The sequence below is a fragment of the Virgibacillus sediminis genome, from assembly GCF_042643265.1.
Classification (GTDB): Bacteria; Bacillota; Bacilli; order Bacillales; family Amphibacillaceae; genus Virgibacillus_O; species Virgibacillus_O sediminis.
Genome location: NZ_JBHRRZ010000040.1, coordinates 135816 through 149429, shown reverse-complemented (window position 1 = coordinate 149429; position 13614 = coordinate 135816). Strand labels below are relative to the sequence as shown.

Annotated in this window: 16 protein-coding genes; 15 read left to right on the top strand and 1 reads right to left on the bottom strand. The window is 44.5% G+C overall.

Going from position 1 to position 13614, the window contains the following annotated elements:
• Positions 1 to 92 precede the first annotated feature (92 nt).
• The 6 genes from fapR to rnc all read left to right on the top strand — a co-directional run bounded on the left by fapR (position 93) and on the right by rnc (position 4384).
• The gene (fapR, locus tag ACFODW_RS17615; protein ID WP_390308168.1) at positions 93 to 665 is read left to right on the top strand and encodes a transcription factor FapR; all 573 of its coding nucleotides are present in this window, start codon (positions 93 to 95) and stop codon (positions 663 to 665) included.
• Between the two features lie 4 nt (positions 666 to 669).
• Positions 670 to 1680 carry a phosphate acyltransferase PlsX gene (gene plsX, locus ACFODW_RS17610; RefSeq protein WP_390308167.1) on the top strand — a complete coding sequence of 337 codons (1011 nt, stop codon included), beginning with the start codon at positions 670 to 672 and terminating at the stop codon, positions 1678 to 1680.
• Positions 1677 to 2612, top strand: a complete 936-nt coding sequence (fabD, locus tag ACFODW_RS17605) for an ACP S-malonyltransferase (RefSeq protein WP_390308165.1) — start codon at positions 1677 to 1679, stop codon at positions 2610 to 2612. Before plsX ends, fabD begins: the two co-directional genes overlap by 4 nt.
• Entirely contained in the window at positions 2612 to 3352 is a 741-nt protein-coding gene (gene fabG / locus ACFODW_RS17600; RefSeq protein ID WP_390308162.1) for a 3-oxoacyl-[acyl-carrier-protein] reductase, read from the top strand. The genes fabD and fabG overlap by 1 nt, the downstream gene beginning before the upstream one ends.
• Before the next feature lie 37 nt (positions 3353 to 3389).
• Positions 3390 to 3623, top strand: a complete 234-nt coding sequence (gene acpP, locus ACFODW_RS17595) for an acyl carrier protein (RefSeq protein WP_390308161.1) — start codon at positions 3390 to 3392, stop codon at positions 3621 to 3623.
• A 77-nt stretch (positions 3624 to 3700) separates the two neighbouring features.
• Positions 3701 to 4384, top strand: coding sequence for a ribonuclease III (gene rnc / locus ACFODW_RS17590; RefSeq protein WP_390308160.1), 684 nt, complete (start codon positions 3701 to 3703; stop codon positions 4382 to 4384).
• A gap of 90 nt (positions 4385 to 4474) precedes the next feature.
• Here the strand turns inward: rnc and ACFODW_RS17585 are convergent, their stop codons facing one another.
• Positions 4475 to 4699 carry a DUF1128 domain-containing protein gene (locus ACFODW_RS17585; RefSeq protein ID WP_390308159.1) on the bottom strand — a complete coding sequence of 75 codons (225 nt, stop codon included), beginning with the start codon at positions 4697 to 4699 and terminating at the stop codon, positions 4475 to 4477.
• 141 nt (positions 4700 to 4840) lie between these two features.
• Here ACFODW_RS17585 and smc point away from each other — a divergent pair, with 141 nt between their 5' ends.
• The 9 genes from smc to trmD all read left to right on the top strand — a co-directional run bounded on the left by smc (position 4841) and on the right by trmD (position 13504).
• Positions 4841 to 8407, top strand: coding sequence for a chromosome segregation protein SMC (gene smc / locus ACFODW_RS17580; RefSeq protein WP_390308157.1), 3567 nt, complete (start codon positions 4841 to 4843; stop codon positions 8405 to 8407).
• Between the two features lie 12 nt (positions 8408 to 8419).
• Positions 8420 to 9418: a signal recognition particle-docking protein FtsY gene (gene ftsY / locus ACFODW_RS17575; RefSeq protein ID WP_390308155.1), complete on the top strand. Its 999-nt coding sequence runs from the start codon at positions 8420 to 8422 to the stop codon at positions 9416 to 9418.
• Between the two features lie 81 nt (positions 9419 to 9499).
• A complete protein-coding gene (locus tag ACFODW_RS17570; RefSeq protein ID WP_390308154.1) occupies positions 9500 to 9817 on the top strand; it encodes a putative DNA-binding protein in 318 nt (105 codons plus the stop codon).
• A gap of 13 nt (positions 9818 to 9830) precedes the next feature.
• On the top strand, positions 9831 to 11174 hold the full coding sequence (ffh, locus tag ACFODW_RS17565; RefSeq protein WP_390308153.1) for a signal recognition particle protein: 1344 nt from the start codon (positions 9831 to 9833) through the stop codon (positions 11172 to 11174).
• Positions 11175 to 11251: 77 nt separating this feature from the next.
• Positions 11252 to 11521 (top strand): 30S ribosomal protein S16, encoded by a 270-nt coding sequence (gene rpsP, locus ACFODW_RS17560; protein WP_390308151.1) that lies wholly within the window; start codon positions 11252 to 11254, stop codon positions 11519 to 11521.
• Positions 11522 to 11538: 17 nt separating this feature from the next.
• Positions 11539 to 11766 (top strand): KH domain-containing protein, encoded by a 228-nt coding sequence (locus tag ACFODW_RS17555; protein WP_390308150.1) that lies wholly within the window; start codon positions 11539 to 11541, stop codon positions 11764 to 11766.
• An 84-nt stretch (positions 11767 to 11850) separates the two neighbouring features.
• Positions 11851 to 12240: a YlqD family protein gene (locus tag ACFODW_RS17550; protein ID WP_390308149.1), complete on the top strand. Its 390-nt coding sequence runs from the start codon at positions 11851 to 11853 to the stop codon at positions 12238 to 12240.
• A gap of 11 nt (positions 12241 to 12251) precedes the next feature.
• Positions 12252 to 12767 (top strand): ribosome maturation factor RimM, encoded by a 516-nt coding sequence (gene rimM, locus ACFODW_RS17545; protein WP_390308148.1) that lies wholly within the window; start codon positions 12252 to 12254, stop codon positions 12765 to 12767.
• On the top strand, positions 12767 to 13504 hold the full coding sequence (gene trmD, locus ACFODW_RS17540) for a tRNA (guanosine(37)-N1)-methyltransferase TrmD (RefSeq protein ID WP_390308146.1): 738 nt from the start codon (positions 12767 to 12769) through the stop codon (positions 13502 to 13504). The genes rimM and trmD overlap by 1 nt, the downstream gene beginning before the upstream one ends.
• Positions 13505 to 13614: the final 110 nt, after the last annotated feature.

Genomic DNA, 13614 nt, shown 5'->3' with positions numbered 1-13614 from the left:
ATAGCTGTCCGACCCTTCTTTATACCGCTCTGCCTGATATATATGCCGATGGAAGCGGTCCTGAATTTGAATAGTTTAAAATGGGGTCAGTCATGAAAAAATCCAAAATAGAACGTCAAAAGTTGCTGAAGGAGACAATTGAAGAGACGCCGTTCATCACCGACGAACAACTGGCCGATTTGTTTGAAGTAAGTATACAGACCATCCGCTTGGACCGGATGGAGCTTTCGATTCCTGAACTGAGGGAGAGGATCAAACATGTTGCCAGCAATCGGTGGAATGAGACGGTAAAAGCTTTGCCACTCGAAGAGGTCATTGGTGAAATCATCGATCTGGAACTTGACCATCGGGCCATTTCCATTTTAGATATCAGGCCGGAGCATGTTTTTTCGAGAAATAATATTGCGAGAGGCCATCATTTGTTCGCGCAGGCCAATTCACTTGCTGTGGCAGTCATCAACGATGAACTGGCATTGACGGCCAAGTCGGAATTGAAATTCACTCGACAGGTAAAGTTGGGTGAACGGGTTGTTGCCAAGGCTGCTGTCGAGGGAATCAATGAGAAAGGCCTCACTATTGTGCATGTAAACAGTTTTGTAGAAAACGAGAAAGTATTCAGCGGATACTTTTACATGTATCAGTCAAATGAACAAAAAGGGGAATAACATTATGAGAATGGCTATAGACGCCATGGGTGGCGACCACGCCCCGGAAGAGATTGTGCACGGGGCAATGGAAGCTGTTTCTAAAATGGACAACTTATCCATCACCCTGATAGGTAACGAGGAGCAGATCAAGAAGTATTTAACGGAGACTAAAAATATTGATATCATACATACAGAAGAAGTCATCACAGGGGAAGATGAGCCTGTCAGGGCGGTACGCAGAAAAAAGAATGCTTCCCTGGTGCTGATGGCCAAAGAAGTTAAAGAGGGAAGAGCAGATGCTTGCATTTCTGCAGGAAACACAGGTGCTTTAATGAGCTCGGGGCTGTTTGTCGTCGGCAGGATCCCTGGAATAGACCGCCCCGCATTGAGTCCGACCCTGCCTACAGTCGACGGCAAGGGATTTCTTTTGTTGGATGTTGGGGCTAATGTGGATGCAAAGCCCGACCACCTGCTTCAGTATGCAATCATGGGGTCCATCTATTCTGAACAAGTGCGGGGGATCTTCAATCCAACTGTAGGACTGCTGAATGTCGGCACAGAGGACGGGAAAGGGAATGAACTTACCAAAAAGGCCTTCGATTTATTGAAGGAAGCCCCTGTCAACTTCACTGGTAATGTAGAAGCGCGGGATATTCTCTCAGGTGTAGCTGATGTCGTGGTGACTGATGGTTTCAGTGGCAATGTCGCACTCAAGACCATTGAAGGGACAGCTCTGACCATGTTTTCCATGCTTAAAGAGACATTCATGTCATCCACCAAAACAAAAATTGCAGCCGGGATGGTCAAGAAAGACCTGAAAGGACTGCAGCAGAAGCTGGATTATTCCGAGTATGGAGGAGCAGGTCTGTTCGGGTTGGCAGCTCCCGTCATCAAAGCCCATGGCTCATCTGACCGCAGGGCTGTATTTAATGCCATCAGGCAAGCAGGCCATATGGTTGAATATAAGGTGGCTGACACTATCAAAACTACCATGGAATCAATCCGACAGGAGAAGGAGGAGACGAACGAATGAAAAAGGTAGCATTTATGTTTCCTGGACAAGGCTCCCAGGCTGTGGGAATGGGGAAGGATTTTTATGATACATATCCGTCTATCAAAGAACTTTACCAGGAAGCCAACGAATCTCTAGGTATGGATCTTTCCAGCCTGATGTTTGAAGGGCCTGAAGCTACATTGACCGAAACGGAGAACGCCCAGCCGGCTCTATTGCTGTCCAGTATAGCTGTCCATACACTTCTACTGAAAGAAGAAGTGCAGCCTATAATGACGGTCGGACACAGTCTTGGAGAGTATAGTGCATTGGTTGCAGCAGGAGCATTGACACTGGAAGAGGCTCTGCCTCTTGTTCAAACTCGAGGACGGCTGATGGAGCAGGCATTTCCAAAAGGCAAAGGAACCATGGCGGCTGTATTAGGATTGTCCAAGGAAGAAGTGGAAGAAGGGTTGAATGAAGTTGAAGACACAGCCGATCTCGCTAATTTAAACTGCCCTGGCCAGATAGTTATTTCCGGATCTGTGGAGGGGATTGACCAGGCTGCTGCAGTATTGAAAGAAAAGGGAGCCAAGCGTGTTCTGCCCCTGAATGTCAGCGGTCCATTCCATTCCCGGTTGATGAAGCCGGCTAATGAAGAATTTGCTGAGTACCTGGAAAATGTGCAAATCAAGGATGCTAATATTCCAGTGTTTGCTAATGTATCCGCCCAGCCGGTAACAGATCAACAGGAAATAAAGGAATTATTGATAAAACAGCTCTATTCACCGGTGCGGTTTGAAGAATCAATCCGGCATATGATAGACAAAGGTGCCGAGGCATTTGTCGAGGTGGGCAATGGTAAAGTACTCAGCGGCCTTGTGCGGAAAATCAGCCGTAGAACTCCTACCTTTGCTGTGCAGGATGCAGATTCTCTCGATAAATTCCTTAAATGGTACAAGGAGGAATCTTAATGTTGAACGGTAAGAATGCACTGGTTACAGGGGCGTCCCGTGGAATCGGCCGCGCTATTGCGCTCGAACTGGCCGGCAAGGGAGCGAATGTGGCCATCAATTATGCAGGCAATGAAGCTAAAGCTCAGGAAGTAGCTCAGGAAGTAGAAAATCTCGGGGGCCGTGCGCTGACAATTCAGGCAGATGTGGCGGATGAATCGGAAGTAAAAGAAATGGTCAAGCAGGTGACAAAGGAGTTCGGCAGTTTGGATATCTTGATCAACAATGCCGGTATTACCAGAGATAATCTTCTGATGCGAATGAAAGAGGATGAGTTTGACCAAGTTATTAATACAAATTTAAAAGGTGTGTTTGTCTGTACGAAAGCTGTAACAAGGCAAATGATGAAACAGAAAGCTGGAAAGATCGTAAATGTTGCCTCCATTGTCGGTGTGAGCGGCAACCCTGGGCAGGCGAATTATGTTGCGGCCAAAGCTGGAGTCATCGGATTTACGAAGTCAACAGCCAAAGAATTGGCCTCCAGGAATATTCTCGTTAATGCAGTGGCCCCTGGATTCATTACCACTGATATGACGGATAAGCTGTCGGAGGATCAAAAAGAGGAAATGCTGCCGATGATCCCTCTGCGCAGACTGGGCACACCCCAGAATGTTGCCGATGTCGTCCGTTTTCTTGTGTCGGATGATGCAGAGTATATCACCGGGCAGACGATCCATATCGACGGGGGTATGGTGATGTAGCCTTAAAAAAAGCTGACTTGAAAGGGGGTGAGTGCAGATGGCAGACGTTTTTGATAGAGTAAAAGCAATCATTGTGGATCGTCTTGATGTAGAAGAATCCCAAGTAACAATGGAAGCGTCCTTCAAAGATGACTTGGAGGCAGATTCCTTGGACGTTGTTGAATTGGTGATGGAACTTGAAGACGAATTTGATATGGAAATTGCTGATGAGGAAGCTGAAAAAATAAATACAGTTGGCGATGCTGTAAACTACATAAATAGTTTACAATAGTTGAAAGCCTCATAAAACAATTGAAAGTCTCGCATAAGCGGGGCTTTCCGTATATTTGAGAATCGGAGGTGACGCCGATGGACGCTCAGAAATTGGAGGAGCAGTTAGGTATCACTTTTAATGACCATCAGTTACTCAGACAAGCTTTTACCCATTCATCTTATGTGAATGAGCATCGACAGGAGAATTATGAGGATAATGAGAGACTTGAGTTTTTAGGGGATGCTGTCCTTGAACTAGGTGTTTCCCAGTATCTGTTCCGAAAGAATTCAAATATGCCGGAAGGGGAAATGACAAAGCTGCGTGCAGCTATTGTCTGTGAGCCTTCTCTGATGAACTTTGCCCAGGAGCTGGGTTTTGGTTCTCATATACTCCTTGGCAAAGGGGAAGAACAGACAGGCGGGAGAGAAAGGCCGGCGTTATTAGCCGATGTATTTGAAGCATTCCTTGGAGCTCTATATCTCGACCAAGGTTTTAATATATCTCTTAAGTTCCTGGAAGAACATGTTTTCCCTAAAATCAATACGGGTGCTTTTTCGCATGCGATGGATTATAAGAGTCAGTTGCAGGAACTGATCCAACAATATAAGAACCTGGCGGTGGAATACAAGATTGTAAAAGAAGTGGGGCCGTCCCATAATAAGGAATTTGTAGCACAAGTGTTCATCGATGAGAAGGTTTCCGGAGAAGGTATCGGGAGAACCAAGAAAGAAGCCGAACAACGTGCAGCTAAAAAAGCTCTTGATAAATACCATAACTGAAAAAAGCTGGCATTCTTTGAAATGCCAGCTTTTTAAGTAAAAACACAAAAGCTTAAGTTTTATCCATTTGCAAGCGTTAGGTTAGATCGTTTAATTTTTTCGGACGGTACGCAGCTCTTCAATGAAGGCCTGGGTTTCAGCGGCGCTGAGGCTGCCTTTCTGCTGAACCATATCGTACATGAATTTCAATTCATCATATTTGCCGAGATCGTAATCATCCGGATCCATCAATGTACGGTTAACCACATTTAATTTGTCTGCGAGTCCATCAAGTATAATCTTCATATTTTCCCTCGATGCATTTTCCAAAGTCATTTGAGCACTCCCTCTGCACTTCTTTTGTATCTGACTTTATGATAAAATAAATGCGGAAAAAAGCCAAATTATTTTTAGAATTGAATGAGAAAATGGCTGTTATACGGTGGTTTTTTTTGTCAATAAATAGGAGAAATGTATATGTATTTAAAACAGCTGGAAAGCGTAGGCTTCAAGTCTTTCGCTGAAAAAATAAATGTCGACTTTGTACCTGGTGTCACAGCAGTCGTAGGGCCCAATGGCAGCGGAAAAAGTAATATAACCGACGCCATTAGATGGGTGCTTGGCGAACAGTCGGTTAAATCCCTTAGGGGCTCCAGGATGGAAGACATCATTTTCCAAGGCAGTGATACAAGAAAGGCGCTGAATTTCGCTGAAGTTACGTTAGTTCTTGATAATCATGATCAGTCCCTTTCGCTTGATTATGAAGAAGTAAGTGTAACAAGAAGAGTCTATAGATCCGGAGAAAGTGAATTCTATATCAATAGACAGTCCTGCAGATTGAAGGATATCGTTGATCTCTTTATGGATTCAGGATTGGGCCGTGAAGCATTTTCCATCATCAGCCAGGGGAAGGTGGAAGAAATTCTCAGTTCCAAGCCGGAAGAGAGGCGAACCATATTTGAAGAAGCAGCAGGCGTCCTGAAATATAAGCAGCGGAAAAAGAAGGCCGAATATAAATTGGCCGAAACCCAAGAGAATCTGCATCGCGTGGAAGATATCATACATGAAATAGAACAGCAGATTGGCCCGCTAGAACAACAGGCAGTATCGGCACGAAAGTATCTGGAATTGAAAGAGAAATTGAAGGACAGAGAAATCACTCTCTTGGTGACAGAGATTTCAGGGCTTCATCAAGCATGGAAAAAACTTTCCAAGGAGCTTGAACAGGAAACGGAAGAGGAACAAAGGCTGAAAAAGTCAATCCAAAAGAAGAATGAGAAGATTGAAGAGGAAAGGAACCGCCTCCAGCAACTCGATGATGATATTGATTCTCTGCATGCCAAGCTGTTGGAGGCTACACAGAACCTCGAAAAGTTTGAAGGCCAGAAGCGGCTGATGGATGAGCGCACGAAGCATTTTGGAGAGCGGAAAACCGAGTTGGAAGCGAATCGGCAGCAGACGGCAGAACGCATAGGTGAACTGCATGACCAAGTCGTAAAAGAAAATAAAAAGCTGGCGGATCTGGATACTGCGAGACAAAAAACCAAGAATAAAATCCAGGAGTTGAAAGGGCAGCTGAAGGCAGGAAAGGAAAGCATCGCGGAACAGATAGAAGATCTCAAGTCCGATTATATTGAGCTGCTCAATACACAAGCTGCTAAGCGTAATGAAAAACAATCAGTAAAACAGCAGATCGAGCAAATATCCGGCAAGAGATCGATGCAAGCGGAGAAGTTTAAAGGACTGCTTTCTTCCCGCGAGGATTTGGAGGAAAGGTTGGAGGAAGCCCGGAAAGAATGGCAAGACCAGGCAAAACTGGAAAAAGGAAAGAGCCAGGAGATCGGCCGGCTTAAAAAAGAACTGGATACCGGGAGGAAAGATTTCCAGGAATCACAGACTAAACTCTATCAAGGTTATCAATATATTGAAAAATTAAAATCCCGTAAAGAAATGCTGGAGGAGATGAAAGAGGACTTTCAGGGATTTTTCCAAGGGGTCAAAGCAGTTCTTAAAGCACGTGAAGATGCAAAACTCGCAGGAATCCATGGTGCGGTCATCGAACTGACTGATGTTCCAAAAGATTATATAACTGCAATAGAAACTGTACTCGGCGGGCAGGCTCAGCATATCGTGGTCACAGATAATCATGCTGCAAGAAATGCAATCAACTGGCTGAAGAAAATGAATCAAGGACGCGCAACCTTCCTTCCACTAGCTTCCATACAAGAACGATTTGTTTCGAAGGACATGCTTGCCTCCGCGCAAACGCACCCGGGTTTTATTGGTATAGCAGCAGATTTGGTGACTATGGATGAAACTTATAGAAAAGTGGCCAATCATTTAATGGGACATGTTGTAATAGCCAGGACCCTGAAAGATGCTAATGATATAGCTGGTAAGGTCAGGGGGAAGTATCGGGTAGTTACACTGGAAGGGGACGTGGTAAACCCAGGCGGGTCCATGACCGGTGGAGCAAAGAAAAAAACAAACCAGTCCCTGTTTTCACGGGAAAAAGATTTGGAAGAAGCTACATATAAACTGGTGGATTATCAAAGTAAGATTGAAGAATTTGAATGGAAAGTGCAAAAAAAGAAACGGGAAATAGGGGAATTGGAAAAAAAACTGGATAGAGAAGAGGAAAATTTATCGATTGCTAGGCAATCATTGAATAAGTTGGAATCCTCCTATAAAGAGCTGGAAGGAAAGAAAAATTCTCTGGATGGAAACCTTGCCATTTATGATCAGGATAAACAGCAATTTGAACAGGATACTAAACAGCTGCGTGATCGTGAAGAATACTTGGAAAAGGAGCTAACAGTCCTCGCAGATAAGTTAGCTGTCCTGGAAGAGGAAATCAGCCGGTTGACCGAGCAGGAGGCTAGTTTCCAGGAAAACAAGGAACATATGCAACAGGAGATCCATGACAAGCAAGTGGAATTAGCAGAACAGGAAGAAAGACGGAAAAACCAGCTGGAAAAGACCGAGACACTCGAGCGGCAACTGGAAGAGATGGAGGCTCGGTATGACAAATACGCACAGGAACTACGTAACTTGGATGATTTGAATGAATCCGATCTTACAGAAGAAGAATTGGAGAAGTCCATTCAAACGCAAAAAGAACAAAAATATCAATTGTCGGAGAAAATTGAGCATTTGAGGGCGGAACGACACCGGCTTAACAAGGAAATAGAAGCTCACGAAATGAGCATAAAAAAAGAAGAAGAGATACATCAGGATATAACATCTTCCATTCAGCAGAAGGAAGTGCATGTCAACAGACTGGATGTAGATATGGAGAACCGGCTGACACGCTTGGAGACAGAGTATACCATAACCTTTGAAAAAGCCAGCAGTTCCTATCCGCAGACAGATGAGGTAGAGACTGTTCAAAAACTTGTCGAACAGATGAAGCAGCATATTGAGCAGCTGGGTACAGTAAATTTGGGAGCCATTGATGAATATGAGCGGATACGGGAACGGTATGAATTCCTTACTGAGCAACGGGATGATCTTACTGAAGCTAAGGATACTCTCCATACTGTAATAGCGGAAATGGATGAAGAGATGAAAAAACTGTTCGAGGGAACGTTTTCTCAGATAAAGGAGGAGTTCTCTGAAGTATTCAGGCAGTTATTCGGGGGAGGTCATGCACAATTGAAATTGACAGATCCGACGAACATCCTGGAAACGGGTGTAGATATCGTTGCCCAGCCACCCGGAAAAAAACTGCAGCATCTTGGTCTCCTCTCCGGCGGGGAGCGCGCATTGACAGCAATCGCCCTGCTGTTTTCCATACTGCGTGTGCGTCCTGTTCCATTTTGTGTGCTTGATGAGGTGGAGGCCGCATTGGATGAGGCTAATGTAGCTCGGTTTGCAAAATACCTGAAGTTTTACAGCGAAAAGACCCAGTTCATCGTCATCACCCACCGAAAAGGGACCATGGAAGAGGCTGATGTTCTGTACGGGGTGACGATGCAGGAATCAGGTGTCTCCCGTCTCGTATCTGTCCGGCTTGAGGAAACAAAGGAGCTTATCGAATCATAAGGAGGAACATGTATGAAATTCATGGATAAATTAAAAAGCAGATTTACCCAGACAGAGGAAAAGGAAGAGACTTCCACGAAATATAAAGAGGGGATGAAGAAAACACGCAATTCCTTTACTGGCAAAATCAATGATTTGATTGCCCGCTACCGTAAAGTGGATGAGGAATTCTTCGAAGAATTGGAAGAAGTCCTTATTTCTGCAGATGTGGGAGTCACTACAGTAATGGATCTTATTGAGGAACTGGAAATGGAAGTGAAACGCCAGAACATTAAAGATACGAAAGATATGAAGGATGTCATTTCTGAGAAATTGGTAGAAATCTATTATGGAGAGGAGGAGGAAGAACCGGCGACATTAAACCTCCAGAACGGGGAGCTGTCCGTAGTTTTGGTGGTCGGCGTAAATGGGGTCGGTAAAACCACTTCGATTGGAAAATTGGCTCATAAGCTTAAGGGAGAAGGAAAAAAAGTCGTGCTGGCAGCTGGCGACACTTTCCGTGCAGGTGCAATTGAACAGCTTGATGTCTGGGGAGAACGCGCAGGAGTCGATGTTATTAAGCAGGGAGCCGGAAGCGACCCTGCAGCAGTTATTTATGATGGCATCAAGGCAGCTAAATCCAGAGACGCGGATGTCTTGATTTGTGATACGGCAGGTCGTCTGCAAAACAAAGTCAATCTGATGAACGAACTTTCGAAAGTTAAACGGGTGATTGAGCGGGAAATCCCCGGTGCCCCGCATGAAGTGCTGCTTGTGTTGGACGCAACGACAGGACAGAATGCCTTGTTGCAGGCGAAAACCTTTTCAGAAGCAGTGGAAGTATCGGGAATTGTATTGACCAAGCTTGATGGGACGGCCAAAGGCGGGATTGTTCTGGCAATCCGTAATGAGTTGAATATACCAGTGAAATTTGTCGGCCTTGGTGAGCAGGTGGAAGACATGCGTGGTTTTGATGCACACGCATTCGTCTACGGATTGTTTGCTGATATGCTCGAAGAAGAAGGAGAATAGGGGAGGGCAGCTTGACAAGGCTGCAATTCCTCCGTTATCATGAAAATGTAAAGGTAATTCACTTAACAAGGGGTGGAAGGATTGCTGGAAAAGACGACACGCATCAATTATTTATTCGATTTCTATCAGGCACTGCTTACACCCAAACAGCGAAATTATATGGAGATGTATTATCTGGAAGATTATTCACTTGGCGAAATTTCCGAGTTATTCCAGGTTTCCCGTCAAGCTGTATATGATAATATCCGTAGAACGGAAGCAATGCTGGAGACATATGAAGATAAACTCCATCTTTATGATAAGTTCAATAAGCGTTCCATGCTTATTTCCAAGCTGGAAAATAGAATACAGGATGATGATATTCGGGAGATTATCAATCAATTACAAGAATTAGATTAGGGGGGCACCTTCTATGGCTTTTGAAGGACTTGCCGAACGATTACAAGGAACGATAAAAAAAATCACAGGCAAAGGAAAGGTATCAGAGCAGGATGTAAAGGAAATGACCCGGGAAGTCCGTCTGGCCTTGCTGGAAGCTGATGTAAACTTTAAAGTCGTCAAAGATTTGATCAAACGCATCAAAGAACGAGCTGTCGGTCAGGAAGTAATGGAAAGTCTTACACCTGGCCAGCAGGTAATCAAAGTGGTGAAGGAAGAACTTACAGAGCTGATGGGCGGAGAACAGAGCAAAATAGCCGTCGCCGACAGGCCGCCGACAGTTATTATGATGGCCGGACTGCAAGGTGCGGGTAAGACCACCACTACCGGGAAGCTTGCCAACCACCTGAGGAAAAAACATAACCGTTCCCCGCTATTGGTTGCAGCGGATGTGTATCGCCCGGCTGCTATCAACCAGTTAGAGACATTAGGCAATCAATTGGAGATGCCTGTATTCTCGATGGGAACGGATGCCAATCCGGTAGAAATTGCGAAGCAGGCAGTTGCAAAGGCAAAAGAGGAACATCATGATTATGTGATCATTGATACTGCCGGCCGGCTGCACGTGGATAATGACCTTATGGATGAACTTCAGGAAATCAAGTCTGCTGTCGGTCCACAGGAAATATTCCTTGTAGTGGACGCCATGACCGGCCAGGATGCTGTCAATGTCGCTGAAAGCTTCAATGAACAGCTCGATATTTCCGGCGTTGTACTCACTAAGTTGGATGGGGATACACGAGGCGGTGCTGCGCTCTCCATCAAGGCTGTTACGGACAAGCCGATCAAATTTGCCGGTATGGGCGAAAAGCTGGATCAGCTGGAGCCTTTTCATCCGGAACGTATGGCTTCCCGTATTCTCGGAATGGGAGATGTCCTTTCTTTAATTGAGAAGGCACAGACTAATGTGGATGAAAAGCAGGCGAAGGACCTCGAGGAAAAAATGCGTAATATGTCCTTTACATTTGATGATTTCCTTGAACAGATGGGCCAAGTCAAGAATATGGGGCCGTTGGATGAGCTGATGTCTATGATTCCGGGCGCCAATAAAATGAAAGGGCTGAAAAATGCCCAGCTTGATGAGAAGCAGATTGCTCATGTAGAGGCAATCATCCAATCCATGACCAAGGCGGAGCGCCAGGATCCAGGGTTGATGAATGCCAGCCGTAAAAAACGGATTGCCAGAGGGTCGGGGACTTCTGTCTCTCAAGTCAACCGTCTGTTGAAACAGTTTGAGGAAATGAAGAAAATGATGAAGCAGATGACCAACATGCAAAAAGGAAAAAAAGGCAAGGGAATGAACTTCCCATTCATGTAATGGAAAAACACTTTACAGACAGAAAAGTTTCTGTTAGAATCTAAACTTGTGATAAACATTTATTGGAGGTGCAAGACATGGCAGTAAAAATTCGTTTAAAGCGTATGGGTTCCAAAAGAAATCCTTTCTACCGCATTGTAGTTGCTGATTCACGTGCTCCACGTGACGGACGTTCCATTGAACAGATCGGAACATATAACCCGGTAGTTAATCCAATTGAAGTTAAAATAGATGAAGAAAAAGCACTTGATTGGATGACAAAAGGTGCGAAGCCAAGTGATACAGTCCGCAATCTATTTTCAAAAGAAGGCATTATGAAGAAATTCCACGAACAGAAAAACCAATAGTAAAGTGGTGTGATTTCGTGAAAGCCCTAATTGAGACGATTGTAAGGCCATTGGTCGATCATCCCCAGGATATCGCTGTATCGGAAAGAGAAGAAGATACAAGGGTTGTCTATCATCTTCAGGTTCACCCAGAAGATGCAGGTAAGGTGATCGGTAAAAATGGGAGGGTAGCCAAGGCAATCCGTACGGTTGTCTATGCTGCCAAAGCCAATGGAAACAAACGTATTTATTTGGATATTATGTAAAGGGAAAGGGGATATTGGCCTCTTTCCCTTTTACACATAATTCTTCTGTTTACTCCAGACATGCTGTGAGAGTGAGGAAATGCCGTGAAAATAATAAAAAAGGTTCCTGTCAAACAAATTGTCACAGAGAAAAGCAAAGGGAAAATCTATGAGAACTTTCAAAAGGCAAAAATGCGGCTTGAACAAGAGTGTCAACAGCTCAGGTTTGAACAGAGGAAGCTGCAGAATAAACCAGGGGTGTCCAAGCAAGAGGTACATCAGCGTTTTCAAAAGGAAATAGATGACAGAAAAGATAAAATGAAGATGATTGATTTTAAAATAGACCAGCTGGACATGCTGGAGATGGGCAGCGAAATAACCGAGACGGAAGTTGAAGCTCTTGTTGAGGTGGAAGTGGGAACGCATTGGGAAGAAATTACACAGGACCAGGCCATCATAATCAAGGATGGCTACGTCCAACGAATTGACAACTAGCAGGTGATAATATGGCTAATATGTTTAAGATCGGAAAGATTGTAAATACACATGGTATTCGCGGTGATGTGAAAGTTTTGCGCATCAGTGACTTTGAAGACAGGTTTGATACAGGGAAGAAAGTATACATTGCAGATGAAAACGATGCTCAGCCCCAAGTATTGACAATTGCTGCCCATCGCCAACATAAGGGATTTGACCTCATACGGTTTGAGGGTTATGAAAATATAAATGATGTGGAGCAATTCAAAGGCAAGAACCTCAAGATTTCGGAGGATCAGCTGACAGAGCTGGAAGAAAACGAATTTTACTACCATGAAATTATCGGCTGTGAAGTCTACACCAGTTCAGGTGATATGCTCGGGGTCATTAAGGAAATTCTCTCACCAGGGGCAAATGACGTTTGGGTTGTGAAACAACCGAAAGGGAAAGAAATCCTTCTGCCATATATTGAAGAAGTCGTCAAGGATGTGGACGTGGAAGCGAAGAAAGTGACTATCGAGCCAATGGAAGGACTGCTGGACTGATGCAAATCGATATTTTGACCCTTTTTCCTGAGATGATTTCCGGTGTATTTGATTCTTCCATTCTTAAAAGGGCACATGAAAAGGGAAAGTATCAATATAATCTGGTGAACTTTCGGGACTATACGACAAATAAACACCAAAAAGTTGATGACTACCCATATGGTGGAGGCGCTGGAATGGTACTGACTCCGCAACCGGTGTTCGATGCTGTGGAGGATGTCACTAGAGAAAGCGGCACAAAACCTCGGGTGGTGCTCATGTGCCCTCAAGGAGAACCATACAGTCAAACGAAAGCAGAGGAGTTGGCTGCGGAAGAACATCTGGTCATCATTTGTGGACATTATGAAGGATATGATGAAAGAATTCGTAAACATCTTGTCACAGATGAGATATCTATCGGCGATTATGTACTCACCGGAGGAGAACTAGGTGCCATGGTAATTGTCGATAGTGTCGTCCGGCTGCTTCCGGATGTGCTCGGCAATAATGCTTCTGCACCCGAGGACTCCTTTTCCACCGGACTGCTGGAACATCCACAATACACAAGGCCAGCAGATTTCCGAGGGATGAAAGTGCCGGATATTCTTATGTCGGGAGACCATGCAAAGATCGCTTCCTGGAGGAAAAAGGAGTCATTGAGAAGAACCTACAGACGCAGAAAAGATCTGCTTGGGAAGCTTGAATTATCTAAAGAGGATAAGCTGCTGTTGGAGGAAATCAAAAGAGAAGAAGTATAAACATTGCTTGCTAATTTTTATAATGGGAAGCAGTTGAACTTCCTGTTTGATTATGGTATATTAATTGTTGTGCTTAGGCAAGGTTCCTGAGCCGTATAAACGATGTTCCG